This is a genomic window from Specibacter sp. BI4 (genome assembly GCF_056680095.1).
The window spans coordinates 2630091-2656200 of sequence record NZ_CM155265.1 but is presented as its reverse complement, the minus strand read 5'-3'; the positions used below and the strand labels follow the sequence as shown (position 1 = coordinate 2656200).

The following is a 26110-nucleotide window of genomic DNA, read 5'->3' as shown; positions in this document are numbered from 1 at the left end:
TGCCGCTCGTTCCTCGCGAGCAAAATCCATCCTCGCTCCGGGGCTTCCGACTGCGGAGCCGGGCTTCGTCGCATCCGGTGTTACTTGCGCAGGGCGGCCAGTTCCTTGTTGATGCGGGCCGCCCAGAAGGGGCCCTCATACAGGAATGCCGTGTAGCCCTGAACGAGGGTGGCGCCGGCGTCGAGGCGTTCCTGCACCTCGGCACCGGTTTCCACGCCACCGACGGAAATCAAGGTCAGCTGGTCGCCCGTGATTGCCTTGAGCTGGCGGAGGACAGCTAATGAGCGTGCCTTCAGCGGCGCCCCCGACAGTCCGCCGGCACCCTTTTCCGCAACCAGGGCGGCCTGGCTGTTCAGGCCGTCGCGGCTGATGGTGGTGTTCGTGCAGATGATGCCGTCAAGCTGGAGCTCAAGTGCCAGTGCGGCGACGTCGGCCACGTCCTCATCGGCCAGGTCGGGGGCAATTTTCACCAGCAGCGGGACATGCCTGCCGGCAGCCGCATCGGCTGCCTCCCGGACACCTGTGAGCAGCGGGCGCAGCGTGGCAACGTCCTGGAGCAGGCGCAGGCCCGGGGTGTTGGGCGAGCTCACGTTAACCACCAGGTAGTCGGCAGCGGGGGCAAGGGTGCTGGCGCTGATGAGGTAGTCCCCCAGCGCATCCGCCAGCTCAACCACCTTGGTCTTGCCAATGTTCACGCCAACAATCGGGCGCACTGCGGGGTAGTTCCTGCCCAAGCCGGCCAACGCCTGCTTGAGCCTCGGTGCCACGGCGGCTGCGCCGTCGTTGTTGAAGCCCATGCGGTTGATCACGGCTCGGTCCTCGACCAGGCGGAAGAGCCGCGGCTGGGGGTTGCCCGCCTGCGGCTGCCCGGTGATGGTCCCGACCTCGATGTGGCCGAAGCCCAGGTTGGCCAGGGCATTGATGCCCCTGCCCTCCTTGTCGAATCCGGCCGCCAGACCGAAAGGCGTGGGGAAGGTCAGGCCGAACGCCTCGGTCTGCAGTGCCGCCGGGGGCGCGAACATGCGCCGCAGCACGGCACCAGCCCCCACCGCCTGGGTCGCCTTGATCATGGAGAAACCGATCTTGTGCGCCCGTTCGGCGTCCATCCAGGAGAAACAGAGCCGGAAAACTGTGGGATAAATTCGCATGTTCCTAGTTTTCCGGTTCGGCGCCGGAACTGCAAAACGGCTGCGCCGCAACGCTGCCGCATCCGGCCCGGCAAAGCGCGTTAGCATGTCCTCATGGATAGCAATGGTGCAAGGACATGGCAGCACGCGGACGTTGTGGTCGTTGGGGCCGGGCTCTCCGGCCTGGTCAGCGCGGCGGAAGCCTACAACGCCGGACGCACAGTGTTGATTCTGGATCAGGAGCCCGAGGCGTCCCTCGGCGGACAGGCGCACTGGTCCTTTGGCGGGCTTTTCCTCGTGGATTCCCCCGAGCAGCGCCGCCTGGGAGTGAAGGATTCGGCCGGGCTTGCCCTGTCCGACTGGCTTGGTTCGGCAGGATTTGACCGTCCCGAAGATGCCTGGCCGAAGCGCTGGGCTGAGGCCTACGTTGATTTTGCGGCGGGCGAGAAGCGGGCCTGGCTGCATTCGCTGGGCGTACGGTTCTTTCCCCTGGTCCAGTGGGCCGAGCGCGGCGGCTACGACGCCCAGGGGCACGGCAACTCTGTCCCGCGTTTCCATGTGGTGTGGGGCACCGGCCCTGGCATTGTCGCGCCGTTTCTGGCCAAGGTACTGGAGGGCGTGGCCGCCGGCAAGGTGCAGCTGGCCTTCCGGCACCGTGCCACCGAGTTGATGTTCGACGGCGGATCCGTCACCGGGGTGCGCGGCGAGGTGCTGGAGGATTCCGGCGCCGGCCGCGGCGAGGCCAGCAGCAGGGACGTCACCGGCGGGTTCAATGTGTCGGCCGGCGCGGTCATTGTGACGACCGGCGGCATCGGCGGCAATCACCCGATGGTTCGCGAGCAGTGGCCCAACGGCACCGGCCCGGACTACATGTTGACGGGGGTCCCGGCCTCGGTTGACGGAGAATTCCAGCAGGCCGTGGCCCGTGCCGGCGGCGCCTTGGTCAACACAGACCGCATGTGGCACTACCCGGAGGGCATCCACAACCCAGACCCCGTGTGGCCCAACCACGGCATCCGGATCCTCTCCGGGCCATCCCCCCTGTGGCTCGATGCCACGGGGCGCCGGCTGCCTGTCCCCTTGTTCCCCGGCTTCGATTCCCTGGGCACCTTGCGGCACCTGGAAACCACTGGCCACGACCACTCCTGGTTTGTGTTGAACAAGACGATCATCAGCAAGGAATTTGCGCTGTCCGGATCCGAACAGAATCCTGACTTGACCGGCAAGGACGTGAAGCTGCTGGCCAAGCGTGCCCTTCCCGGAGCCACTGGCCCGGTCCAAAAGTTCATTGATTACGGCGTGGATTTCGTCCAGGCCGACAGCGCCCCGGAATTGGCAGCAAAAATGAACAAACTTGTTGGCACCGGACTGGTCGACCCCGACGGACTGCAGGAAACCCTCGTGGCCAGGGACCGGCAGGTCAACAGCGGGCTGGGCAAGGACACCCAGCTCAATGCCATCCGGGAGGCCCGCCGCTTTGCCACGGACAAGCTGATGCGTGTGGTGCCGCCCCATCCGATGCTAGCCCCCGAACACGGCCCGCTCATTGCCGTCAGGCTCACAACGCTCACCCGCAAGAGCCTCGGCGGCCTGGCCACCGATCTCGACGCGCGGGTCCTTGCCGCCGGCGGCACACCCATCGAGGGCCTGTATGCGGCCGGTGAGGCGGCCGGGTTCGGCGGCGGCGGGATGCACGGCAACAGGTCGCTGGAGGGGACGTTCCTCGGCGGCTGCCTCTTCTCAGGACGCATTGCCGGCCGCCACGCCGCAGGCGCAACAGGAGCATGACGGCTGATCAGCCGACTTGGCTCCCCGACATCCTTGGTCCCGACTACCAGGCCGCCACGTTGCGGGTCCCCATGCGACACAACGCGGGCCCGAGAAACGGCGCTGCGGCAAAAACGCAGCGGACCGCCGGTGGCCCCGCGGCTGCAGGAGCCGCCGCTGTAGGAGCCGCCGCTGCAACGCCCTTATTCGAATCGCCCGCGGCAGCACAGCCCACTTCTGCAGGCGCCGATGCCATGTACCGGGCCACGCTGGTGCGGCACCGCCCTGTGGCGGGTGCCGGACACAAACCCTCCGGCCGGGCCGTGTTGTTCATCCACGGCTGGAGTGACTACTTCTTCAACACCGGACTGGCGGAGTTCTTCACCGCGCGCGGCTACTCCTTCTATGCCCTGGACCTCCACAACCACGGCCGCAGCCTGGACTCCCCTGAGCTGGGCGGCTACGTGGCCGACCTTGCCGACTACGACGCCGAAATCCTAGCAGCCCACGCAATCATCGCCAGGGAGACCGCGGCGGCTGGGGCTGCACCGGCGGAAGCTGACCATCCGGACCACCGGATCATTTTGCTGGGGCATTCCACGGGCGGCCTGATTGCGACCTTGTGGGCACACCATCACCCGGGACTTGTCAGCCATTTGGTTCTCAACAGCCCCTGGCTGGAAATTCAGGGCGGTGCCGCCATCAGGCGCGCTGCCACTCCGTTGGTGCAGTTGGCCGATCTGCGCCCGCTCATGCGGATGCGGGTGCCCGAGCGGTCGTTCTACTGGCGTGGGATCAGCGCCGAAGCGTACGGGGAATGGCATGTCGACAAGGCGCTGCGGCCGCCGCACGCATTCCCGGTCCGGGCGGGATGGATGAAGGCAATTTTGGCGGCTCAGCAGGAGGTGGCTGCCGGGTTGAAGCTGCCCATGCCGGTCCTCGTCCTGCTTTCCGCCAAGAGCCTGCTCGGTCCCGTGTGGAGCGACCAGATGCTGCAGGCAGACGTCGTCCTTGACGTCCGCTCATTGGCGCTGCGGACGCTGTCACTGGGCAACAGTGTCACGCTTGAGCGGCTTGACGGTGCGATCCACGAGGTGTTTCTTTCCAGCAAACCCGTCCGTGACGACGCCTACAAGCGCCTGGACCGGTGGCTGCGCGGCTACGTCGAATGACTGTCAGCACACAACCGTATTAAATACGATTGTTTCAGACAGGGCCGGCGCCCCAAGGATTTTGCCCCTGTGGACTTAGGCCTGCGCGGTGGCGGCTGCAGCGTCCACAGCCCCGCCGTAGCGGCGGTCCCTGCGGGCGTATTCGTCCACTGCCGCCCACAGCGTCAGGCGGTCGACGTCGGGCCACAGCGTGTTCATGAAAACAAATTCGGCATAGGCCGACTGCCAGAGCAGGAAGTTTGACAGCCGCTGCTCACCGCTGGAGCGCAGAAACAAGTCAACGTCGGGCAGATCCGGAATGTACATGTATTTTTGGACGGTCTTTTCATTCACCGACTTCGGGTTCAGCCGACCGGCCGCCACATCGGCCGCCAGGGCCGACACGGCATCGGCGATTTCGGCCCGTCCGCCGTAGTTAACACACATGGTCAACGTGATCACGTCGTTGTCCTTGGTGTGCTCCTGCGCCGCCTCGAGCTCCTTGATGACCGAGCCCCACAGTCTTGGCTTGCGCCCCGCCCAGCGGATTCGCACGCCCCACGCATCCAGCTGGTCGCGCTGCCGTCTTAATACGTCCTTATTAAAACCCATAAGGAAACGAACCTCCTCGGGTGAACGCTTCCAGTTTTCGGTGGAGAAGGCATACACGCTCACGTGTTTGATGCCCATCTCGATGGCACCTGCCATGACGTCCAGCAGCGCGGGTTCGCCGGCCTTGTGGCCTTCCACCCTGGGCAGTCCGCGCTGGTTTGCCCACCTGCCGTTGCCGTCCATGACGATGGCGACGTGATTGGGAACGAGTTGGCCGGGTATGGCCGGAACAGCTGCCCCCGAGGAATGCGGCCAGGGTGCCACAACCGGTGGCTTGGACTTTTTCCTGCTGCTGCCCTTCAGGCCACTGCGCTGCATCACCATATTTTTATACACGCTCCACAAGTTTCAGGGAGCGCACGGTGCGCTCCAAATGCCACTGGACATATGCGGCCACCAGCCCGGCAGCTTCCCTGCGGTGCAGGGTCAAGGAGGCATCGGCACCAGCCCAGTTGCCGCTGAGCAGATGTGCCAGCAGGGCCATGGTTTCCGGTGCCGGCGCCGGCGAGCCCGGGGGTCGGCAGTCGTGGCATACGGCCCCGCCCAGCGCCGCATTGAACGCTCCGTGCGGGCCGGGTTCCCCGCAGCGGGCACAATCGGAAAAGCTCGGGGCCCAACCGCCAATGGAGACTGCCCGCAACAAATAGGAGTCGAGGATCAGCTCCGGGGCGTGGGCTCCACGGCTTAGGGATGCCAGGGCGCCGACCAGCAGGAGATAGTGGGCCGTTGACGTTTCGCCGTCGACATCTGTGAGCCGTTCGGCCGTTTCAGTCATGGCGGCGGCAACAACATAGCGGTCGTAGTTCGCTGAGATGGCGTCGCCATAGCTGGCCCTTGCCACTGCCTGGGTCACGATGTCCAGGGAACGGCCCTTGACCAGCTGCAGGTCTGCCACCATGAAGGGTTCCAGTCGTGCACCAAACTTGCTGGTAGTGCGCCGGACCCCCTTGGCCACGGCACGCAGCTGGCCGTGCCTGTGGGTGAGGAGCGTGATGATCCTGTCGGCCTCACCCAGCTTGTGGGTGCGCAGTACGACGGCGTCATCCCGGTAGATGCGGGCGGCATGGTTGGACATGGTTCCATTATCCCATCATTGCCCGGGATGGTGGCAGTGGACGCACCGGACACACAGGTGCGGCCTGGCACCCCGGTGCGGCCTGGCACCCAGGCCCGTCAGGAGGCAGGCCCGGCGGAGCCCTCCGGGAAGTGCAGAATCCTGGACGTGCCGCCAAAATGCCTCGGTACCCGCCCGCGAAGGACAGGCACCGAGGCATTACCGCATTACTGAGGTACTTCTAGGCTGACTGGGCGTCCCGAATCGCCCGGTTCACGGCTGAGATGACGGCCTTGAGCGAGGAGGTGGAGGTGTTGGCGTCGATGCCCACGCCCCACAGCACGCGTTCTCCAACAGCACACTCCACAAACGCTGCTGCCCGGGCGTCTCCGCCTTCGGACAGGGCGTGTTCGGAGTAGTCGAGCACCCGTACGTCCATGCCGTCCTCGGCCAGGATGGCCAGCAATGCGGCGATGGGGCCGTTGCCGGTGCCCGTGCGGCTGTGGACAACGCCGTCGATCATCAGCTTCGCTGTGAGTGACATCTCGCCGTCGTCGTCGGTGGAGGTTGTGAACGGGCCGATGCGGTAGCGGCCCCACTGCTCATCAGCACTTTCACCTGGCAGGTATTCATCCTTGAAGATGGTCCACAACTCGGCGGCGCTGACCTCGCCGCCCACCGTGTCGGTGCGCTGCTGGATAACGCCGGAGAATTCAATCTGGGCGCGGCGGGGCAGGTCCAGGCTGTGCTCGTTCTTGAGCAGGTAGGCCACGCCGCCCTTGCCGGACTGCGAGTTGACGCGGATGACAGCCTCGTAGCTGCGACCCAGGTCCTTCGGGTCGACGGGCAGGTACGGCACGGCCCAGGTCTGCTGGTCCAGGTCCACACCAGCGGCCCCGGCGTCGGCCTCCATGGCGTCAAAGCCCTTCTTGATGGCATCCTGGTGGGAGCCGGAGAAGGCTGTGAACACCAGGTCACCGCCGTACGGCGAGCGTTCCGGGACGGGCAGCTGGTTGCAGTACTCAACCGTGCGGCGGATCTCGTCGATGTCGGAGAAATCGAGCATGGGGTCGATCCCCTGCGTGAACATGTTCAGCCCCAGTGTCACCAGGTCGACGTTGCCTGTGCGCTCGCCGTTGCCGAACAGGCAGCCCTCAATCCTGTCGGCACCGGCCAGGTACCCGAGTTCCGCGGCGGCAACACCGGTGCCACGGTCATTGTGCGGGTGCAGGGAGAGAATGATGCCTTCGCGCGGGTGCAGATTGCGGCTCATCCATTCAATGGAGTCGGCATAAACGTTCGGTGTTGCCATCTCCACCGTGGCCGGCAGGTTCATGATGACCTGGTTGTCGGCCGAGGCCTCAAAGATGTCCGCAATGGCGTTGCACACGCGCAGCGCATATTCAGGTTCGGTGCCGGTGAAGGACTCCGGGGAGTACTCATACGTGATGACAGTGTCAGTCAGGGTTTCTTCGTACTTCTTGCACAGGCGCGCACCCTGCAGGGCAATGTCCAGGATGCCGTCTTCGTCCTGGTTGAACACCACGCGACGCTGCAGCACCGAGGTGGAGTTGTACAGGTGCACGATTGCCTGCTTGGCCCCGCGCAGGGATTCATAGGTCCGCTCAATCAAGTGCTCGCGGGCCTGTGTCAGCACCTGGATCGTCACGTCGTCAGGGATGTGGCCGCCTTCAACGAGCTGGCGGACAAAGTCAAAGTCCGTCTGTGATGCCGACGGGAACCCGACCTCAATTTCCTTGAAGCCCATTTTGACCAGCAGCTGGAACATTTTCATCTTGCGGCCCGGACTCATCGGGTCGATCAGCGCTTGATTGCCGTCACGCAGGTCAACGGCACACCAGCGCGGCGCCTTCGTGATCACCTTGTCCGGCCAGGTGCGGTCGGGCAGGTTTACTGAGATTTGGTCCTGGAAGGGGACGTAGCGATGTACGGGCATTCCGGATGTTTTTTGCGCATTTCGCATTGGAGGTGACCTTAAATTTTGTTCAACGAATGGGAGGCCGGCCGGGCAACACAAACACCGCAGCGAGGGTGGCCGGAGTCCACGTTGATCAAGTCAACGGGTTCCAAGCCTCGCCGCGGCAGCTAAGAAGAAGCATTCCAGTGCGCACATTTTTACCCTAACACGGCACGTAGGATGATAGTGAAAGAAGTCACCAAAGCGGTACGCGATGGTGGCTGGACACAGTTGCGCAATGAAGGGGAACCGATTCACTTGACCCACTCCGGTATCAATTTCAACCACATCGACCCGGGCACAAGGCCTCAGGATGATCTGTTTGAGCATGTAAATGGCGCGTGGCTGGCATCGGAGGTGATTCCCGAGGACAGGGCCCTCAGCGGTTCGTTCATCACCCTGCGAGATGAATCCGAAGCCGCCGTAAAGGCCATCATCGAACATGCCGGCACCGAAGCGGCCAATCCCGATGCCGCCAACCCCAAGCTTTCGGCCAAGATCGGCGCCCTTTATGCCGACTTCATGGACGAGTCAGCGATTGAGACGGCCGGCGCCACTCCGCTGGCAGCCAAACTCGAGGCGATCGAGTCCGCAGACTCCATCACGAAGATCGTCCATCTCATGGGCGAACTCGACCGCACAGGTGGCAGCACCTTGTTTGGTGCCTATGTAAACAACGACGCCGGAAGCCCGGACCGCGCGCTGCTGCACCTTTTCCAGGCCGGACTGGGGCTGCCTGACGAGTCCTATTACCGGGAGGAGAAGTTCGAGCCCATCCGCACGGCCTACCTGGCCCACGTGCAGGCCATGCTGGAACTTGCAGGCGTGGCTGACGCGGCCGGCAAGGCGCCGCGCATCATGGCCCTGGAAACCGAGATTGCCGCCACCCATTTGGACAAGGTTTCCTTGCGGGATCCGCAAAAGACCTACAACCTCAAGAGCCGCAGTGAGACCCTTGAGCTGCTGCCGGCATTGGAAATCTGGCTCGACGCGCTGGGGGTCAGTGCCGCCCAGTCGTCCGAGCTCGTTGTGGCCACCCCCGATTTCTTCACCGGCCAGCAGGCACTCCTCACGGAGGAACGCGGCGCAGACTGGCAGGCCTGGTTGGCCATGCGCACCATTTCAAGTCTCGCCGCCTACCTGTCGAAAGACTTCGTGGACACCAATTTTGCGTTCTACGGCACCACGCTGAGCGGCACACCGGCCATCCGCGACCGCTGGAAGCGCGGCGTGGGCCTCGTTGAGGGCGTGCTGGGTGAGGCTGTCGGCCAGCTGTACGTGGCTGAGCACTTCCCCGAGTCGCACAAGGCGCACATGGAAAAGCTTGTGGCCAACCTCATTGAGGCGTACCGGACAAGCATTGTCGAGCTTGGCTGGATGGGCGCGGAGACCAAGGAAAAGGCCCTCGAGAAGCTGGCAGCGTTCACCCCCAAGATTGGCTACCCCGCCAAGTGGCGCGACTACTCGGACCTGGACATTGTTGCCGGGGACCTGCTTGGCAACATTGAGCGCAGCAACGCCTTCGAGCTGGCCCGCCAATTGGCCAAGATCGGCGCACCCATTGACCGCGACGAGTGGCTGATGACCCCACAGACTGTCAACGCCTACTACAACCCGACCATGAATGAGGTTGTTTTTCCGGCCGCGATCCTGCAGCCGCCGTTCTTTGATGCCGAGGCCGACGACGCATCCAACTACGGTGGGATCGGCGCTGTCATCGGACACGAAATTGGTCACGGATTCGACGACCAGGGCTCCCAGTTCGACGGCACGGGTGCCTTGCGGAACTGGTGGGGCGATGCCGACAGGGCTGCCTTCGAGAAGCTGACGGCCAGGCTCGTGGACCAGTACAACCTGCTCTCACCCACGGTGGTCCCGGATGAATTCGTCAACGGCGAATTGACCCTGGGTGAGAACATAGGCGACCTTGGCGGCCTGGCCATCGGATTCAAGGCCTACCAGCTCAGCCTCGACGGCACCGAGTCCCCCGTCATCGACAATCTCAGCGGCGCCCAGCGGTTCTTCTTCTCCTGGGCTGAATGCTGGCGGGCCAAGATTCGTCCCGCCGAAGCACTCCGCCGCCTGACCATCGACCCGCACTCGCCGGGTGAGCTGCGCTGCAATGCCGTCGCCAGCAACCTTGACGCCTTTCACGAGGCGTTTGCCACAACGCCCGCCGACAAGATGTGGCGCGAGCCGGCCGAACGCGTGAGCATCTGGTAATAATCGCGGAATTGGCTGAGGCGCAGCCGCCGGGTTTCCCCGGCGGCTGCGCCTCAGTCGTTTAATGGCTGCGCCCCTGCTGCTGCGGGAGCTATTCCGGGAAGTTCTCCGCATAGTACAACGGGTTCACCGTAAGGCAGCTGCCGTCCTGGTCGGCAGTGCTGGCGACAATGTCCGGCGGTACAACTGTGGTGCCAAATGCGGTTCCTGACACCCAATCGGTTCCGATCACAAGGCTCACACCCGTGACAGTGGGGTCGGCTTGCACTGCAGTGGCCGGCAGCTTGAACAGGGCGGCAACATCGGCCGCCACATCTGCCATGTCGGCTCCGTAGAGGACCTTGGATTCGTTTTGGGCGACGACATCCCCCAGCTCGTACGAACCGCTGAAGCCCGCGTTGGCCAAGGACTGGATCAGCTCAATTTGGCGCCCCACCACGGCTGAAGCATTGGCGACGCCGATGGGCTGAACCGCCTTGTCGTAAGCGGGAACAGCCGGCTCCGTCGTGACGGGTGCTTCCGAGGACGCAGGGGACTCAGGAGTTGCGGCAGGTGCTGTGGGCCCGGTCAGCGACTTGCCGTCGCGCAAAGCGGAAAAAAACTGGCCGGCCTGGGGCTCCTGCAGCTGGACCCGGTTGGTGTCGCCGGCAAAGGACTCGGTGGGAACCGTCACAAATGCCACGTTGGCCAAATCGATCTTCGCCAACCTGTTGGCGATTCCCACCATGGCAGGAATGTTGGCGAGGTCCTCATCGATGGTGAGGTTCTTGGTGACCACGTCGGCCAGGTTGTAAAGCCTGGGCAGGTTGGTCAGCGTCCCCTCGCTCTTGACCTTGCGGACCATGGACGCCAAGAAGTACTGCTGGGCCTTGATCCGCTCGAGGTCGCTGGCATCGCCAAAGGCGTGGCGGGTGCGCAGGAAGGCCAGGGCCTGCTCGCCCTGGACGAGGCTTTTGCCGGCGGGAAGTTTCAGCCAGGAGCCGTCGTAGTCGTACATGGCGTGATCAACACAAACCTCCACGCCGCCAAGGGCGTTGGACAGTTCCTTCACCGCCGTGAAGTCGGCCAGCATGAAGTGGTCGATGGTCAGACCGGTTATGTCGTTGATGGCCGACACCGTGCAGCCCGGGCCCACTTCCAACGCCGCATTGAGCTGCCCAAGGGGGGCGCCGGCGACGACGTCGCCGCCACCGGCCGGCTTGCAGTCGGGGATGGGCGCCATCAAGTCCCGGGGGAAACTTGTCACCGACACGTGGCTGTTGTCGGCCGAAATGTCCATCAGCAGCATCACGTCGGATTTGCCGGGACCGGCCGAATCCTCCTCGGTGCCATACTGGCTGTTCGCGCCGGCACGGCTGTCCGTGCCCAGAATCAAGATCTGCAGCGAACCGGTGTCTTCAAGCTGCGGCAGGTCCGAGGACTTGTTCCCCACTCCGGCGTTCAACGGCGAGGTGGTGACATTTGTCTGCAGCTTGTAAAACAGCAGGCCGGCCGTCCCAACCCCCAACACCAGGATCGCAGCGAGCGACAAGGCGGTGATTCGCAGCCACAGGGGCGCCTTGCGGGCGGGCCGGTAATGCCGGCCAACTGGTTCCTCCTCGATGCGGGTGGTGCCGCGAGGGGTGCTGGCGGCAGTTGCTGCCCCCTTTTCGGCACGACGACGCCCCATGTAAGAACCTTTCACTGTGGATAATGACTCTCAAGAGCTTAGCTGCCGAGACTGGGAAGTTCCCCAACGCCGCGCCTGCCCTGGCTGCCTGCACATAAAAGCGGCGGCCCAGAGGGGCCGCCGCCAGCTAGAATCCGAGCTTGACGAGCTGTTTTGGATCGCGCTGCCAGTCCTTGGCTACCTTTACATGCAGGTCAAGATAGATTTTTGTCCCGAGCAGCGCCTCGATGCCCTTGCGTGCGTTGGTGCCCACATCGCGCAGCCTGGCTCCGCCCTTGCCAATGATGATTGCCTTCTGCGACGGGCGCTCAACATACAGGTTGACCCGCACATCGAGCAGCGGGTTCTCCTCGGAACGGCCCTCGCGGGGCAGGATTTCCTCCACAACAACGGCCAGGGAGTGCGGCAGCTCGTCGCGCACCCCTTCAAGGGCGGCCTCACGGATCAGCTCGGCGACCATGACCGCCTCCGGCTCATCCGTCAGCTCGCCGTCAGGGTAGAGGGCAGGCGAAAGCGGCAGGTACTCGGCAAAAACGCCGGCCAGGGTCTCCACCTGGAAATCTTCCACGGCAGAGACCGGGACGACGGCGGCGAATCCCCTTTCGCCGATGACCTCCCGTCCCAGCGCTTCGACAGCTATCAACTGGTCCGTCACCGCTTGGCGGTCGACGGTGTCTGTTTTGGTCACGATGGCGACGACTGGCTTGTTGCCCACGTTGCCCAGTTGGGCTGCAATGTAACGGTCCCCGGGGCCGATCTTTTCGTTGGCCGGCAGGCAGAACCCGATGACGTCAACTTCGGACAGGGTGTCCGCCACCAGGTCATTGAGGCGCTTGCCCAACAGGGTGCGCGGCCGGTGCAGCCCGGGGGTGTCGACCAAGACCAGCTGGAAGGTGTCCTTGTGGACAATGCCGCGAATTGTGTGCCGTGTTGTTTGCGGCTTGGCCGAGGTGATGGCAACCTTCTGGCCCACCAGTGCATTGGTCAATGTTGACTTGCCGGCGTTGGGCCGCCCGGCCAAAACAGCAAAGCCGGCACGGAACCCCTCGCCCTTGGCTTCAATCAGGCCTGACTTGGCTTTTGACTTACTCATGATCGCTCCTGTGCTGCTGTTCGGTGGGGGTGGTGCTGTCCGTACTGTCATTCTCGGCTGGTTCAAGGGTGCTGGCAATGACGTGGCTGACCCGGTTGCGGGAAGCTTCCATCCTGTCGGCAACCAGCAGCAGTCCGTTCACCTCGACGCTGTCACCCACTGACGGGATCTTGCCCAGGTGCTTGGCCAGGAACCCTCCCACGGTGTCCACTTCGTCGTCGTCGATGTCCTTGCTGAAGAGTTCGCCAAACTCGCCAACTCCCATGCGGGCCCTGATCCGGTACCTGCCCTCCCCCAGGCTCTGCACCTCCGGGGAGACGAGGTCGTATTCGTCGGCGATTTCGCCAACAATTTCCTCGATCAAGTCCTCAAGTGTCACAAGCCCGGCCGTGCCGCCGTATTCATCCACCACGATGGCCACGTGCGTGGACTCGCGCTGGAGCTCCTTCAACAGGTCATCGACAGGCTTGGATTCGGGGACGTATCTGACGCTGCGGGCCAATTGCTCAACCAACGGGCCGTCTTCGCCGTCGGCAAGCCTATGCAGCGTCGCCACAACATCCTTCAGGTACAGGATGCCCAGAATGTGGTCGGTGCTTCCGCCGATGACGGGGATGCGCGAGTAGCCGGAACTGAGGAACACTTCAAGGGCCTCGTCCAGGGGGTCGCCCTGGTCGATGCTGACGATGTCCATGCGCGGGACCATGACGGCACGCACCATGGTTTCGCCCAGGTCAAAGACGCTGTGGATCAGCTCGGCCTCGTTTTCCTCGATCATGTCCGATTCGCTCGCGCGGTCAACAAACTCGCGGAACTCCTCTTCGCTGACAAAGTCGTCTTCGCCGTCGGGCGCTTCCTTCGTCATGACCGAACCGAGCTGGATGAGCCATTTAGGGATGGGGCCGAGGATGCGGCGCTGCAGGTGCACGAACCAGGCGGTCCGGCCGATCAGTGCGGTGGCGTGCATCCTGCCGAGCCTGCGCGGGGAAACACCCACCAGCATGAAGCCGAGGACTGCCATGACGACCGTGGCGATGAGCCCGGCGATCCATTCGTTGCCCAGCAGGCCGACGAGGAAGATGGCCACGGCCACGGCCGCCGCCATTTCACACCAGACACGCCAAAATCGCAGCGCATTCATATGCGCCAGTGGTTGCGACAGGACTTTTTCCAGGGATGCGCCGTGGGCTGCAACAGTTTCCGCATCGTGCCGCGGAAAAAAGTTCAAGGCTGATTCGATGGCCGCAAGAAAGGCGGCGATGGCCGTGAAAAAAACTCCCAGGACCGGCAAAACAACAAGCGTCACTGCATTGTCTCCCTGGGGGCTTCCTTGCCCAGGAAGCTGGAGAGCAGTTCACGCTGGATACCAAACATCTCTTCTTTTTCTTCGGGTTCACCATGGTCATAGCCCATGAGGTGCAACATGCCGTGGGTGGTCAACAGCAGCAGCTCCTCTTCCATGGAATGGCCTGCGGCGGCTGCCTGTTCCTGCGCAACCACGGGGCAGAGCACAATGTCCCCCAGCAGGCCGGCCGGGGTGGGCACCGACGAGGTGCCGGGACGCAGTTCATCCATGGGAAAGGACAAGACGTCAGTTGGACCGGGCTCGTCCATCCATTCAAGGTGGAGCTTCTCCATGGTTTCCACATCGGCCAGAATTACTGACACCTCCGTTTGAGGGTGGACAAACATGGCCGTCAGGATGTGCCTGATGAGCCTGACAAGCTCTTCCTGGCGCACCTCCACGCCTGATTCATTGTTGATTTCGATGCTCATCGCGAGGTGCTTTCCTTGGGTGTCGTGGGACTGGGATGGGCGTCATCCCAGTTGTTGTAGGCGCTGACTATGGCCCCTACCAAACGGTGCCGGACAACGTCGGTGGCGTCCAGGATGGAGAAGTGGATGTCATCCACTCCATCAAGAATGTCCCGGACCACGCGCAGCCCCGACTTGGTTCCGGAGGGCAGGTCGACCTGTGTGATGTCCCCTGTCACCACGATCTTGGAACCAAAGCCCAGCCGGGTCAGGAACATCTTCATTTGTTCGGGGGTTGTGTTTTGGGCCTCGTCGAGAATGATGAACGCGTCGTTGAGGGTCCGGCCGCGCATGTAGGCCAGCGGTGCCACCTCAATGGTGCCGGCAGCCATGAGCCGCGGAATGGTTTCGGGATCCATCATGTCGTGCAGCGCGTCGTAGAGCGGGCGCAGGTATGGGTCAATCTTGTCGTTGAGGGTTCCGGGCAGGAAACCGAGGCGCTCCCCTGCCTCAACGGCCGGCCGGGTCAAGATGATGCGGCTTACTTCCTTGTGCTGCAGGGCCTGGACGGCCTTGGCCATGGCCAGGTAGGTTTTCCCTGTGCCTGCGGGGCCGATGCCAAACACCACCGTGTTGCGGTCGATGGAGTCAACGTATTCCTTTTGGTTCGCCGTCTTGGGACGAATCGTCCTGCCCCGGCTGGACAGAATGTCGTAGCTGAGGATGTCCACCACCGAGGTGTCCGGCCGGTTCTTGAGCATGGCGACCAATTGTTCCCACACATCAGCGCTCATGGGGCTGTTGCGGGCGACCATGCCGCGGGCTTCTTCCATCAGGTGCATGATCCGGGGCACAACGGCGGTGGGGCCGGTAATGGTCAGGACATTGCCACGGGCCAGGAAGCTAACTTCGGGATAGAGGTTTTCAACAATCCGCAAGCCCTCGTCCTCGGCACCCAAGGCGGCAACCATCTGTTCCGTGGAGAGGAAGCGCACCACCTCGGTGCGCGTGCCGTCGACGGAATGCGGAAAGTTGCGCCCCGGCCCCTGGTCGGGATGTCCGTCGTGGCTGTTTGCTGTTGTCTCTGCCATAAGTTCGGCCGTCCGGCCTGAAATCTCTCCTCGTGTTTACCGGTGCCCGCACCGGAATTCATTGCATTGCTGCTTGTTCTAGATTCTAATGCACAGCTCGGTCCCTGCGCTCATATACCGGTTGCGCTGTGGGCGCATCTCCATACCGGGTGGCGGTTCAAGTGTTTCGATACGGTTTCAGTTCTCTCACAGAGCCCGTTTTCGAGCTTTCTGTGGACGCTGTTGTGCCAAGCTGGGGAGAGTTCAAAGCCTTGTGGGGATGCTAGGACCTTTCCAAAAAAATGCGGCGCCGGAAGCACCGGCCGTCCTTCTGCACACAAGATTAGCGAGAGCATTTCCCCATGTTTGCCTTCCACTCCGCACCTCCAAGGCGCTCCGGCGCCTCTGCTGGTGCGGCCTGCCGGCAGCGCCGCACCTTGGAGCGCATGTGCATGGTGGACAGAATCGCCATTATTGGCCTGTCGATTTCCCTTGCCCTTGTTGGCTGCACACCCACTGGCGCGAACGACGGCGATGTGCCAATGCCCACAACGGATGCCTCGATGTCTTCCGGACTCGTCACAAGCGCCCCCCTGGAGACTGCAACGGCCTCGCAAACTCTGCCGGTGTATTGGTTGGGCCACAGCAATGACGACGTTTTCCTGTACCGCGAATTCGTCCCCGCCGACTCGACTGACGAGCCCATGGTGGCCGCGCTGCGGACCATGATGGGCAGCAAGCCCCATGACCCGGACTATTTTTCGCTTTGGAACAGCCCGTCGCGGATTGGCGCCTCCATCTCCGCAAAAAATATCATCACCGTTGACATTTCAGCCGACGCCTTTGGCAATAAAGTCGATGCGGGCATGGCCGAACGATCCATGTCCCAGCTGGTTTACACCGCAACCGCTGCGGCTGCCATGGCAGGGCTTGTCGACACGGGAACATCGATACAGGTCTCCGTCCTGGTCGACGGGCACACCGGCTACAAGGCTTTTGGCCATGTCCCCCTGGACAAGCCCTTGACCCGCAATGCCGGGTTTGTGGCCCCCGTCTGGATTATTGACCCGGCCGACGGGTCCACGTACACGAACAAGCCGCTTAAAGTCGGCGGACAGGGCGTGTCAGACTCGGGAAGCCTTGCGTGGTCGCTGGCCCACGTCAACGACGGCACCGTTGGGGAACAGTATTTGAGCGGGACCGTGGCCACTGGGCAGGTCCCTAATGAATTGAGCGAGTTCAGTTTCAGCCTGGTTCCGCCACCCGGCAGCTACGAGCTGTCCGTCTTCATCAGCGACCCGGCAGCCCCCGACAAAAAAGTCGGCGTGGACACGAAGAGGGTAACCATTGGCGGATCCGCCACCAAGTAGATTCGCCCGCCCTGCTCCCCACCACCCCCACCCCCACCCTCACCCCCATCAGATCTGACCCGCAGTTGTGGTCGTAAAACAGCCCAAAATCGGCGTTTTTACGACCACAACTGCGGGTCAGTTTTGCAGGGAGGTTGTTGGTGGGCGCGGGACGGTGACTACCAGCGGCCCAGTTCCTGGCTGAGCAGCACGACGGCGGCGGGGCCGGCGGTCGAGGAGCGCAGCACATGCCTGCCCAGGAGCGCGGTCCGGGCACCTGCAGCGACAAAGGCTTCGACTTCTGCCGCGCTCATGCCGCCTTCGGGGCCGACAATCATCAGCACGCCCGCCGGGCCTGCCGACTGCTGCCGGCCGCTGTTCCCGAACCACTCCCGGGCAATCGTCGCCACCGAATCCACGGCGTCTTCGTGCAAAATCAAGGCCAGGCCGGCGTCCGCAATGAGTTCGCAGACGGCTGCGGTGCCAGCCAGGGATCCCACCCTGGGCACCGAGGCCCGCCTGGCTTGTTTCGCGGCGGCGGCCACGACCTGGCGCCACTTCTCCGGCCCCTTGACTGCCTTGTCCATCTTCCAACGCACAATTGAGCGTTCCGCCTGCCACGGCACCACGGTGTCGATGCCCAATTCGGTGGCCATTTCAATGGCCAGTTCGTCCCGGTCCCCCTTGGCCAGGGCCTGGACCAAGGTGAGCTCAAGGGCGGGGGCGGGCTCGGGCTGCACAGCCTCAACGAGGACCGTCAGGGTGCCCTTGCCGGCGTTGGTGACGGTGCAGACCAAACGCAGCCCTGCGCCGTCGCACACGTCAACAGGTTCGCCGGCAGTGAGCCGCTTGACGGTGGTGGCGTGGCGGCCCTCAGCCCCGTCCAGGGTGAAGTGCGCCCCGGGCACGAGTCCGGCCAGCAGCTCCGGGGCGGCGTGGAAGACAGGGTTGCTCATGGCCGCTTAGAGGCTGCCGAACTTGTCACGCAGCTTGGCGAACATGCCGCCGCTGGTGACGAGCTTGCCTTCACTGTACGTCTCGCCGCGCAGGGCCGCCAGCTGCTTCAGCAGCTCTTCCTGGGCGGCGTCGGGCTTGGTGGGCGTTTCTACGTGGACGTGGACCTTCAAGTCCCCTCGTCCGAAGCCGCGCAGGTGGGTGACCCCGAGGCCGCGCAGATTGATGACTTCCCCGGCTTGGGCGCCCGGCTTGATGCTGATCGGCTGCTCGCCGTCGAACGTCTCAAAAGTGAGCTCGGTGCCCAGTGCCGCAGCCGTCATGGGGACACTGAGTGTTGCGTGCAGGTCATCGCCCTCACGCATGAAGGCGGGGTCATTGTTGACCTTCATCTCCACGTACAGGTCACCGGCGGGCCCACCGGCGGGGCCGGCCTCGCCCTGGGCGCCCAGCTGGATCCGGGTCCCCGTGCTGACGCCGGCAGGGACCTTGATGGTGAACGCGCGGCGGTCGCGGATGCGCCCTTCCCCCATGCACTCGTTGCAGGGGTCAAGGATCATGGTGCCAAAGCCCTGGCAGGAGTTGCAGGTTGCCAGCGTCATGACATTTCCCAGGATGGAGCGCATGGGGCGCTGGATCTGGCCGCTTCCGTGGCAAACGTCGCAGGTGGTGGGCGCCGTGCCCTTGCGGCAGCAGCTGCCGTCGCAGGTGGGGCACGTGATGGCGGTGTCGATTTCAAGCTTTTTGTTCACGCCAAAGACTGCCTCACGCAGTTCCACACGGACGGTGATGAGGGCGTCCTGGCCGCGCCGCGTGCGCGACGCCGGACCTCGTCCGCCGCCACCGCCCCCGCCGCCGCCAAAGAACGTCTCGAAGATGTCCTGGAACGCAAAGCCCTCGCCGCCACCGCCAAAGTTGCCGGCGCCGTTGTCGTTGCCGTTTTCATTGCCAGTGGTGTCGTAGACGCGCCGCTTTTGCGGGTCGGAGAGAACCTCGTAGGCATGGGTGACAGCCTTGAAGCGGTCCTGTGAATCCGGGGCGTCGTTGACGTCCGGATGAAGCTTGCGGGCAAGCTTGCGGTAGGCCTTCTTGATTTCCTCGGCTGTCGCGTCGCGGGCGACACCCAATGCATCGTAGTGATTACTCAAAATGTTGCTCTCTTTACGTGGAAACGGTGGCCGCTTAACCGGCCAGAATTCTAGATAGATATTGTGCCACTGCGCGTACGCTGGACATGGTGTTGGGGTAGTCCATCCGTGTCGGCCCGACTACACCGAGTTTGGCGGTTTCACCGGGGCCGTAGCTGCTCGCCACAACGGATGCCTCGGCAAGGGAATCGTGGGGGTTTTCGCGGCCTATGACCACTGCCATCCCCAAGGAATCCTGTGCCATTGCCTCAAGCAGCCGCAGCAGCACAACCTGTTCCTCAAGCGCGTCAAGGACAGGGCCGATACTGAGCGGAAAATCATTGTTGGACCGGGCCAGGTTGGCCGTGCCGGCCATCACGATCCTGTCTTCGCGGGCACTGCGGGCCAACATCGCCAGCCCCTGGGCGAGCCGCCCCGCCGGGCCCTGGTCGGCGTGCGGCACGCCCGGCGGAATCCTGGCGGCGGCGGCAGCCAGACCCGCGACGGCCACCCCGTGCAGCCCGGCCAGGAATACCCGGCGAAGCCCCGCCAGCGCGGCATCGTCGAGGGAAACCCCGACGTCGATCACGTTTTGCTCCACCTTGCCGGAGGCCAGAATCAACACAACCAGCACCTGGTGCCCGGTCAGGGACACAAACTCAATGTGGCGCACAGTGGCGGCCGTGGATCTGGGGTACTGCACGACGGCGACCTGGTTGGTCAGCTGCGCCAGTGCCCGCACGGTGCGTTCCAGCACGTCGTCAAGGTCGGTGGAGCCCTCGAGCAGGACCGAGATCGCGCGGCGTTCGGCGGCCGAGAGCGGCTTCACCGAGGACAGCTGGTCGACGAAGAGCCGGTAACCCTTGTCTGTGGGGATGCGGCCCGAGCTGGTGTGCGGGGCTGTGATCAACCCCTCTTCCTCAAGGGCGGCCATGTCGTTGCGGATGGTGGCACTGGAAACGCCAAGGTGGTGCCTGTCAACCAAAGCCTTGGAACCGACGGGCTCGCGCGTATGCACATAGTCTTCAACAATGGCCCGCAGAACCTCCAACTTGCGTGGTTCACTCATGCCCGGCACCTCCTGTTCTCTGGCACTGATCCTGTAATTGCTGCAGCTGTTGCTGCAATGGGGCAGACAAAGCCCGCATTGGCACTCTACCCAACCAACTGCTAAGTCTAATACCTTTTCACCGACCCACCCATGGCCGCAAACGCCAACAATGCACCCGCGGGCGCACTGGCACCGGCTAGCATGGGTTTTCACCCCGCAGCGTTCGCCATGAGCGTTGCCTCGAACGCCAAGAGTCAGGTTTTTTACGTGCACTACAACCAATGGGGACCCCAAGATCTCAGTGCACCGCCCCCGCGCACCCTGCGCAAGGTTGACGCCCGCCCCGGGCTGGTTGTGGAGGACGTCCAGTCCGGGTGGGTGGGGGCGGTGGTCCGTTTGGAGAAGTCCGGCGGCATGCACATTGTAGAACTTGCCGACAGGCGCGAGAAAATCCGGGCTTTCCCCCTCGGCTTTGGCTTCCTGCTGGAAGGCGAGCCCGTCGAGCTTGTGGCACCCGTGCACAGCGCCCCCAAGGAAAAGCTGCGCACCGCATCCGGATCCGTCAAGGTGGCCGACACCCGGGCCAGGGTGGCCAAGGCCAGCCGCATTTGGGTTGAGGGGAAGCACGACGCCGAACTGGTCGAGAAGGTCTGGGGAGACGACCTGCGGGTGGAAGGGATAGTGGTTGAGCCCTTGCGCGGCATTGACGACCTGGCCGCCGCGGTGGCCGACTTCTCCCCCGGGCCCAACCGCCGACTGGGCATTTTGGTTGACCATCTGGTGCCCGGCTCGAAGGAAACACGGATTGTGGCCAATCTCATGAAAGCCCCGGGCATGCACAAGAATGTCCTGGTGGTGGGACACCCCTACGTTGACGTGTGGCAGGCCATCAAGCCTGCCACGTTGGGCATCCCTGCATGGCCTGTTATCCCGCGATCCATGGAGTGGAAGCTCGGCATCCTCAAGGCCTTCGGCTGGCCCCACACGACGGCCGAAGACGTTGGGATTGGCTGGCAGCGGTTGCTGTCCAGGGTCAATTCCTATGCGGATCTGGAACCGTCACTGCTGGGGCGTGTCGAAGAGGTCATCGATTTCCTCACGGCACCGGTATCCTAGTGCAGAGGCCGGTTTTCTTCCGGACCCGCAGTTTCGCTTGTTGAAAGGCCCGTCATTGTGAGTCAACCGGTAAACCAAAAATCTGGTGCCCCCCAGCTGCCGCTCACCCCGTCAGAAGAGAGGCAGTGGGCCTTTATCGCCCATTGCGGCGGCATCCTTGGCTGTGTTCCGTCCCTGCTGATCAATAAGGTGCTTGGCCCCCGGGGCAGGTTTACTGCCCAGGAATCACTTGAAGCGCTGAACTTCACGCTGCCGCCGACAATTGCCGCCGTGCTCCTGAACGTTTTAGCCCTGGTATTTTCGTTCTTCAGCCCGTCAATGGCGACAACCTGCTCAATGCTGGCACTGCTGATATGGGCCGTGCTGACAGTTTTCTCGGTCATCGCCGCGGTGCAGGTCAACAAGGGCCAACCGTACCGTTACGCCTGGAACCTGCGCCTGCTCAAGTAACTCAGGCACAAATAACTCAGGCACAATCTGACCCGCAGTTCTGGTTGTCAATCGGCATGATTTCGCCGGTTTCACAACCACAACCGCGGGTCAGTTTTTGTTAATCCAGGAGGGCGCGGGTTACTGCGTCGCCCAGGAGCCGGCCCTTCAGCGTGAGGACGAGTGTCCCGGCGAAGGCCTTGAGCGGGTCAACGAGTTCCTGGGCGATGAGCCCGGCAACAGCCTTTCGGCCGCCCGGTGACAGCGTGTTCGTGGCCAGTCCCTCTGAGAGCCTCGACATCAACATGATGCGTTCCATTTCGCGTGTGTCGGCGTCCAGGGTTTCCCGTCCGGCTGCCGGCGATTCGCCCTTGTCCAGCCGGTTCGCGTAGGCGGTGGGGTGCTTGACGTTCCACCAGCGCACACCGCCCATGTGCGAGTGCGCACCGGGGCCGAGCCCCCACCAGTCGTCTCCGCGCCAATAAGCCAGATTGTGCTGGCAGGCATCCTCGGGGGTGCGCGACCAGTTGCTGACCTCATACCAGGACAGGCCCGCCTCCTGGAAGAGGGCGTCGGCAAGCTCGTACTTGACAGCGTGATCGTCGTCGTCGATGTTGGGCACCTGGCCGCGGCGAATCTGGGCCGCCAGCTTGGTGCCGTCTTCCACGATGAGCGAGTATGCGGAGATGTGGTCGGGCTGGTAGCTCAGGGCCGCCCGCACCGACGTTTCCCAGTCCGCGATTGACTCCCCCGGCGTGCCGTAGATCAGGTCCACACTCACCCGCAGCCCAATCTCACGCGCCCAGGCAACGGCCTGCGGCACCTTCTCGGGGTTGTGGGTGCGGTCCAGCACCTTAAGGACGTGCGGCACAGCGGACTGCATGCCAAACGACACGCGGGTGAATCCGCCGTCGAACAATTCCTGCAGGGATTCCCTCGTGACCGAGTCGGGGTTGGCTTCCGTGGTGACCTCGGCGCCGTCCTCAAGTCCCCATTGGTCGACGGCGGCACCCAGGATGCGGGTGAGGTCGCCGGCAGGCAAAAGGGTTGGGGTGCCGCCGCCAAAGAACACCGTGCTCAGCTTGCGCGGCGGCAACCCGGATGCGGCGATGGCACCGGCGGCAAACTCCACCTCACGAACCGCCGTGGCCGCATAGGCGTCCTGGGAGGCGCCGCCACCAAGCTCGGTGGCAGTGTAGGTGTTGAAGTCGCAGTAGCCGCAGCGCACGGCACAGAACGGGATGTGCGCGTACAGGCTGAATTTTCGCCCGGCCGCACCGACGGCAGCCTGCGCGGGCAGGATGCCGTCGGCCGGGGCCGGGTCGCCGAAGGGCAGAACGCTCGGGGTCACTTCTTTGACTTGTCCTTTGGTGCTTCAGCGGTGGTCAAGGCGGCGATGAACGCTTCCTGGGGGACCTCGACGCGGCCCACCATCTTCATGCGCTTCTTGCCTTCCTTCTGCTTCTCCAGCAGCTTGCGCTTGCGGGAGATGTCACCGCCGTAGCACTTGGCCAAAACGTCCTTGCGGATGGCACGAATGCTCTCACGGGCAATGATGCGTGCACCGATGGCGGCCTGGATGGGCACCTCAAACTGTTGGCGCGGGATGAGCTCGCGCAGCTTGCCTGTCATCATGACACCGTAGGCGTAGGCCTTGTCGCGGTGTGTGATGGCAGAGAACGCATCAACCTGCTCACCCTGGAGCAGGATGTCGACCTTGACCAGGTCGGCGACCTGGTCGCCGTCGGCCTTCCAGTCCAGCGAACCGTAACCACGGGTCTTGGACTTCAGGATGTCGAAGAAGTCAAAGACGATCTCTGCCAGCGGCAGGCGGTAACGGATCTCCACCCGGTCCTCGGAGAGATAGTCCATGCCGCCGAGAATGCCACGGCGGGTCTGGCACAGCTCCATGATGGCGCCGACAAACTCCGTCGGGGCAAGGATGGTGGCCGCAACCATGGGCTCGCGCACCTCGGCGATCTTGCCCGAGGGGTACTCGCTGGGGTTGGTTACGTGGACAGTCTTTTTGTCTTCAAGGGTGACCTCGTACTCCACGTTGGGGGCGGTGGAGATCAAATCAAGGTTGTGTTCGCGCTCCAGGCGCTCACGCGTGATTTCAAGGTGCAGCAACCCGAGGAAGCCGACACGGAAGCCAAAGCCAAGGGCTGCGGAGGTTTCAGGCTCGTAGATGAGCGCGGCATCGTTGAGCATGAGCTTTTCGAGGGCATCACGCAGCACCGGGTAATCGGTGCCGTCCATCGGGTACAGGCCCGAGAACACCATGGGCTTGGCGTCTTGGTAGCCGGGCAGCGATTCGGTCGCCGGCTTGTTGAACGTGGTGACGGTGTCGCCAACCTTGGACAGGCGCACGTCCTTCACACCCGTGATCAGATACCCCACCTCGCCAACGCCCAAGCCCTTGGAGGGTTTGGGCTCCGGTGAGCTGACACCGATCTCCAGGAGTTCGTGGGTTGCCCGGGTGGACATCATCTGGATCTTCTCACGCGGGCTGAGACTGCCGTCGATGACACGGACGTAGGTGACAACACCGCGGTAGGTGTCGTAGACGGAGTCGAAAATCATGGCGCGGGCCGGAGCGTCGGGATCGCCCACGGGGGCAGGCAGGTCCCGGACGATCAAGTCCAGCAGCTCTTCAACGCCGACGCCGGTCTTGCCGGAAACCATCAGGACGTCTTCGGGCTTGCCGCCAATCAGGTTGGCCAGCTCCAGCGCATATTTTTCCGGCTGCGCGGCAGGCAGGTCGATCTTGTTCAGCACCGGGATGATGGTGAGGTTGTTCTCCATGGCCAGGTACAGGTTTGCCAGGGTCTGGGCTTCGATGCCCTGGGCGGCGTCCACCAGTAGGATGGCGCCCTCGCACGCGGCCAGTGAACGCGAGACCTCGTAGGTGAAGTCAACGTGGCCGGGGGTGTCGATCATGTTCAGGCAGTATGAGGTGCCGTCAACTTCCCACGGGATGCGCACAGCCTGGGACTTGATGGTGATGCCGCGTTCACGCTCGATATCCATGCGGTCAAGATATTGCGCCTTCATGTCACGCTGCTGAACCACTCCGGTGAGCTGGAGCATCCGATCGGCCAGGGTTGATTTACCGTGGTCAATGTGCGCGATGATGCAGAAGTTCCTGATGATCGCCGGATCGGTCGCGGCGGGCACCGGGGCAGTGCGGGCCATGGGTGACACTAGGGTTCCTTACTGTTGCATGGGCGCAGGGATAACGGTGGATTCACCGAACCGTGCAGGAGGTTGTGCCGGCGCGCTGCATGCCGGACACTCATTGCCTTCAAGTCTCCCACGAATAGGGGCCGGGTACAGAACCGGCGGGCCCCGCCAAGCCGCCACTTCAGCAGGACTTATCCAAGCGGCCGGCCAAACATGCCCACGTCGTTGGCGATCGGAGCGCCCGATGTCGCTACTGTGGAAACCATGTCTTCCACATCCGACCTTATTTTCCGCCTCCTTCGCTCGCTCGCCGACACACTTTTAAAACCCGGCAAGTCAGGATCTTCAAGAAACTCGCCGCAACGAAGCGCTCCCAACCGCGGTTCCGGCGCCAAGCCCGCCGGACGGCCCGCCGCGCGCCCGGGTGCGCCCGCGCCGTCGAACGGCACTTTCACCGGTCTGAGCTCACCGTACCCGGGAGACTTCACCGGCACCTCAACTGTCACTTACGCGCCCAAGCCCGACGGCGACGCCGACCCCGGGGAGATCGTGTGGACCTGGGTGCCGTACGAGGAGGACTACAGCCAGGGCAAGGACAGGCCGGTGCTGGTTGTCGGTCGATCCGGAAAGCGGCTGCTGGCCTTGATGCTGACCAGCAAGGACCACAACGGCGACAGTCGCGGCGACAATGACTACATTGACATTGGCACCGGGGCTTGGGACAAGCAGGGCCGGCCAAGCGAAGTGAAATTGGACAGGATCCTGCAGGTCTCCCCCGCCGACATGCGCCGTGAGGGCGCAGTGCTGGACGGCCAGCGGTTCGCAGTGGTGGCCGACGGACTGCGAAAGCGCCACGGCTGGAAGTAAGCTGCGGGGCCGGCAGCGCCCCGGTCTGTTAGAGTTGATGATTGTGTGTGTTCGTGCAGGTCGGCGGACACAACAGCTTGGCCTGACGTTCACCATAATTCGAGCATCCCCACGCCGCTGTCAACGGTCAAGCTACGCCCTCTACGACCGAATTTACGTATCAAAAGAGAGTTATACAACGTGGCTAATATCAAGTCCCAGAAGAAGCGCATCCTTACCAACGAGAAGTCGCGCGTGCGCAACCTCGCCGTTCGTTCAGGCGTCAAGACCGCTGTTCGTGCAGTAAACACGGCAGTGGCCGCAGGCGACAAGGATGCAGCTGCTGCCGCATTGGTGAATGCCGGCCGCAAGCTGGACAAGGCTGTCAGCAAGGGCGTCCTGCACGCCAACAATGCTGCCAACCGCAAGTCGGCCATCTCCAAGAAGGTTAACGCCCTCTAAGGGAAGCTGATCTGCTTCGCAACTCAACGAAGGGCCCCCACCGCGTGGTGGGGGCCCTTCGTGGTTAAGCGGGGGTTAGCTGCCACATCGAGGC

At 63.3% G+C, this 26110-nt stretch carries 22 protein-coding genes; 8 read left to right on the top strand and 14 right to left on the bottom strand.

From position 1 onward, the window contains the following. Nucleotides 1-80: 80 nt before the first annotated feature. Nucleotides 81-1148, bottom strand: coding sequence for a quinone-dependent dihydroorotate dehydrogenase (locus AC1L6K_RS12175; protein ID WP_480949132.1), 1068 nt, complete (start codon nt 1146-1148; stop codon nt 81-83). Nucleotides 1149-1241: 93 nt separating this feature from the next. Here AC1L6K_RS12175 and AC1L6K_RS12170 point away from each other — a divergent pair, with 93 nt between their 5' ends. Together AC1L6K_RS12170 and AC1L6K_RS12165 are read left to right on the top strand one after the other, a co-directional pair. Continuing rightward, the gene (locus tag AC1L6K_RS12170) at nt 1242-2915 is read left to right on the top strand and encodes an FAD-binding dehydrogenase (RefSeq protein ID WP_480949131.1); all 1674 of its coding nucleotides are present in this window, start codon (nt 1242-1244) and stop codon (nt 2913-2915) included. Further along, complete coding sequence (locus AC1L6K_RS12165; protein ID WP_480949130.1) at nt 2912-4066, top strand: alpha/beta hydrolase; 1155 nt, start codon at nt 2912-2914, stop codon at nt 4064-4066. Before AC1L6K_RS12170 ends, AC1L6K_RS12165 begins: the two co-directional genes overlap by 4 nt. Nucleotides 4067-4141: 75 nt before the next feature. Here AC1L6K_RS12165 and AC1L6K_RS12160 read toward each other — a convergent pair whose 3' ends face one another. The 3 genes from AC1L6K_RS12160 to leuA all read right to left on the bottom strand — a co-directional run bounded on the left by AC1L6K_RS12160 (nt 4142) and on the right by leuA (nt 7695). After that, a complete protein-coding gene (locus AC1L6K_RS12160; protein ID WP_480949129.1) occupies nt 4142-4975 on the bottom strand; it encodes an isoprenyl transferase in 834 nt (277 codons plus the stop codon). Between the two features lie 10 nt (nt 4976-4985). Continuing rightward, on the bottom strand, nt 4986-5732 hold the full coding sequence (gene recO / locus AC1L6K_RS12155) for a DNA repair protein RecO (RefSeq protein ID WP_480949128.1): 747 nt from the start codon (nt 5730-5732) through the stop codon (nt 4986-4988). 220 nt (nt 5733-5952) lie between these two features. After that, nucleotides 5953-7695, bottom strand: coding sequence for a 2-isopropylmalate synthase (gene leuA, locus AC1L6K_RS12150; RefSeq protein WP_480949127.1), 1743 nt, complete (start codon nt 7693-7695; stop codon nt 5953-5955). Nucleotides 7696-7947: 252 nt separating this feature from the next. Here leuA and AC1L6K_RS12145 point away from each other — a divergent pair, with 252 nt between their 5' ends. Further along, the gene (locus AC1L6K_RS12145; RefSeq protein ID WP_480949126.1) at nt 7948-9912 is read left to right on the top strand and encodes a M13 family metallopeptidase; all 1965 of its coding nucleotides are present in this window, start codon (nt 7948-7950) and stop codon (nt 9910-9912) included. Between the two features lie 91 nt (nt 9913-10003). Here AC1L6K_RS12145 and AC1L6K_RS12140 read toward each other — a convergent pair whose 3' ends face one another. The 5 genes from AC1L6K_RS12140 to AC1L6K_RS12120 all read right to left on the bottom strand — a co-directional run bounded on the left by AC1L6K_RS12140 (nt 10004) and on the right by AC1L6K_RS12120 (nt 15520). Then, nucleotides 10004-11581: an LCP family protein gene (locus AC1L6K_RS12140; RefSeq protein ID WP_480949125.1), complete on the bottom strand. Its 1578-nt coding sequence runs from the start codon at nt 11579-11581 to the stop codon at nt 10004-10006. A 127-nt stretch (nt 11582-11708) separates the two neighbouring features. Next, nucleotides 11709-12677, bottom strand: coding sequence for a GTPase Era (gene era / locus AC1L6K_RS12135; protein WP_480952760.1), 969 nt, complete (start codon nt 12675-12677; stop codon nt 11709-11711). After that, nucleotides 12667-13980, bottom strand: coding sequence for a hemolysin family protein (locus AC1L6K_RS12130; protein WP_480949124.1), 1314 nt, complete (start codon nt 13978-13980; stop codon nt 12667-12669). Before AC1L6K_RS12130 ends, era begins: the two co-directional genes overlap by 11 nt. Then, on the bottom strand, nt 13977-14450 hold the full coding sequence (gene ybeY, locus AC1L6K_RS12125) for an rRNA maturation RNase YbeY (RefSeq protein WP_480949123.1): 474 nt from the start codon (nt 14448-14450) through the stop codon (nt 13977-13979). Before ybeY ends, AC1L6K_RS12130 begins: the two co-directional genes overlap by 4 nt. Next, nucleotides 14447-15520, bottom strand: coding sequence for a PhoH family protein (locus tag AC1L6K_RS12120; RefSeq protein WP_480949122.1), 1074 nt, complete (start codon nt 15518-15520; stop codon nt 14447-14449). Before AC1L6K_RS12120 ends, ybeY begins: the two co-directional genes overlap by 4 nt. A 341-nt stretch (nt 15521-15861) precedes the next feature. Here AC1L6K_RS12120 and AC1L6K_RS12115 point away from each other — a divergent pair, with 341 nt between their 5' ends. After that, complete coding sequence (locus AC1L6K_RS12115) at nt 15862-16869, top strand: GerMN domain-containing protein (protein WP_480949121.1); 1008 nt, start codon at nt 15862-15864, stop codon at nt 16867-16869. A gap of 158 nt (nt 16870-17027) precedes the next feature. On the opposite strand, the gene AC1L6K_RS12110 is transcribed toward AC1L6K_RS12115, so the two are convergent. Genes AC1L6K_RS12110 through hrcA form a run of 3 tightly spaced genes read right to left on the bottom strand, consistent with a single transcriptional unit; the run spans nt 17028 to nt 19998 of the window. After that, on the bottom strand, nt 17028-17804 hold the full coding sequence (locus tag AC1L6K_RS12110; protein WP_480949120.1) for a 16S rRNA (uracil(1498)-N(3))-methyltransferase: 777 nt from the start codon (nt 17802-17804) through the stop codon (nt 17028-17030). Between the two features lie 6 nt (nt 17805-17810). Further along, entirely contained in the window at nt 17811-18950 is a 1140-nt protein-coding gene (gene dnaJ / locus AC1L6K_RS12105) for a molecular chaperone DnaJ (protein WP_480949119.1), read from the bottom strand. Nucleotides 18951-18984: 34 nt separating this feature from the next. Further along, entirely contained in the window at nt 18985-19998 is a 1014-nt protein-coding gene (gene hrcA / locus AC1L6K_RS12100; protein WP_480949118.1) for a heat-inducible transcriptional repressor HrcA, read from the bottom strand. Between the two features lie 249 nt (nt 19999-20247). On the opposite strand from hrcA, the gene AC1L6K_RS12095 reads away from it, so the two are divergent. Together AC1L6K_RS12095 and AC1L6K_RS12090 are read left to right on the top strand one after the other, a co-directional pair. Beyond that, a complete protein-coding gene (locus tag AC1L6K_RS12095) occupies nt 20248-21096 on the top strand; it encodes a DUF3097 domain-containing protein (protein WP_480952759.1) in 849 nt (282 codons plus the stop codon). Nucleotides 21097-21153: 57 nt separating this feature from the next. Beyond that, nucleotides 21154-21546 carry a DUF4870 domain-containing protein gene (locus AC1L6K_RS12090; RefSeq protein WP_480949117.1) on the top strand — a complete coding sequence of 131 codons (393 nt, stop codon included), beginning with the start codon at nt 21154-21156 and terminating at the stop codon, nt 21544-21546. A gap of 100 nt (nt 21547-21646) precedes the next feature. Here the strand turns inward: AC1L6K_RS12090 and hemW are convergent, their stop codons facing one another. Then, nucleotides 21647-22876 (bottom strand): radical SAM family heme chaperone HemW, encoded by a 1230-nt coding sequence (hemW, locus tag AC1L6K_RS12085; RefSeq protein ID WP_480949116.1) that lies wholly within the window; start codon nt 22874-22876, stop codon nt 21647-21649. Beyond that, nucleotides 22873-24729, bottom strand: a complete 1857-nt coding sequence (gene lepA, locus AC1L6K_RS12080) for a translation elongation factor 4 (RefSeq protein ID WP_480949115.1) — start codon at nt 24727-24729, stop codon at nt 22873-22875. Before lepA ends, hemW begins: the two co-directional genes overlap by 4 nt. Nucleotides 24730-24972: 243 nt before the next feature. On the opposite strand from lepA, the gene AC1L6K_RS12075 reads away from it, so the two are divergent. Further along, on the top strand, nt 24973-25575 hold the full coding sequence (locus AC1L6K_RS12075) for a type II toxin-antitoxin system PemK/MazF family toxin (protein ID WP_480949114.1): 603 nt from the start codon (nt 24973-24975) through the stop codon (nt 25573-25575). 180 nt (nt 25576-25755) lie between these two features. Then, nucleotides 25756-26016, top strand: coding sequence for a 30S ribosomal protein S20 (gene rpsT / locus AC1L6K_RS12070; protein WP_444530212.1), 261 nt, complete (start codon nt 25756-25758; stop codon nt 26014-26016). Nucleotides 26017-26110 lie beyond the last annotated feature (94 nt).

Excerpts from the sequence above, each read along its gene's own strand:
- AC1L6K_RS12120 (WP_480949122.1), bottom strand. The coding sequence starts at position 15,520 with ATGGCAGAGACAACAGCAAACAGCCACGACGGACATCCCGACCAGGGG.
- AC1L6K_RS12170 (WP_480949131.1), top strand. The coding sequence starts at position 1,242 with ATGGATAGCAATGGTGCAAGGACATGGCAGCACGCGGACGTTGTGGTC.
- hrcA (WP_480949118.1), bottom strand. The coding sequence starts at position 19,998 with ATGAGTGAACCACGCAAGTTGGAGGTTCTGCGGGCCATTGTTGAAGAC.
- ybeY (WP_480949123.1), bottom strand. The coding sequence starts at position 14,450 with ATGAGCATCGAAATCAACAATGAATCAGGCGTGGAGGTGCGCCAGGAA.
- AC1L6K_RS12140 (WP_480949125.1), bottom strand. The coding sequence starts at position 11,581 with ATGGGGCGTCGTCGTGCCGAAAAGGGGGCAGCAACTGCCGCCAGCACC.
- AC1L6K_RS12165 (WP_480949130.1), top strand. The coding sequence starts at position 2,912 with ATGACGGCTGATCAGCCGACTTGGCTCCCCGACATCCTTGGTCCCGAC.
- AC1L6K_RS12115 (WP_480949121.1), top strand. The coding sequence starts at position 15,862 with ATGTTTGCCTTCCACTCCGCACCTCCAAGGCGCTCCGGCGCCTCTGCT.
- AC1L6K_RS12075 (WP_480949114.1), top strand. The coding sequence starts at position 24,973 with ATGTCTTCCACATCCGACCTTATTTTCCGCCTCCTTCGCTCGCTCGCC.
- AC1L6K_RS12175 (WP_480949132.1), bottom strand. The coding sequence starts at position 1,148 with ATGCGAATTTATCCCACAGTTTTCCGGCTCTGTTTCTCCTGGATGGAC.
- leuA (WP_480949127.1), bottom strand. The coding sequence starts at position 7,695 with ATGCGAAATGCGCAAAAAACATCCGGAATGCCCGTACATCGCTACGTC.
- recO (WP_480949128.1), bottom strand. The coding sequence starts at position 5,732 with ATGTCCAACCATGCCGCCCGCATCTACCGGGATGACGCCGTCGTACTG.
- AC1L6K_RS12160 (WP_480949129.1), bottom strand. The coding sequence starts at position 4,975 with ATGCAGCGCAGTGGCCTGAAGGGCAGCAGCAGGAAAAAGTCCAAGCCA.
- AC1L6K_RS12110 (WP_480949120.1), bottom strand. The coding sequence starts at position 17,804 with ATGAGCAACCCTGTCTTCCACGCCGCCCCGGAGCTGCTGGCCGGACTC.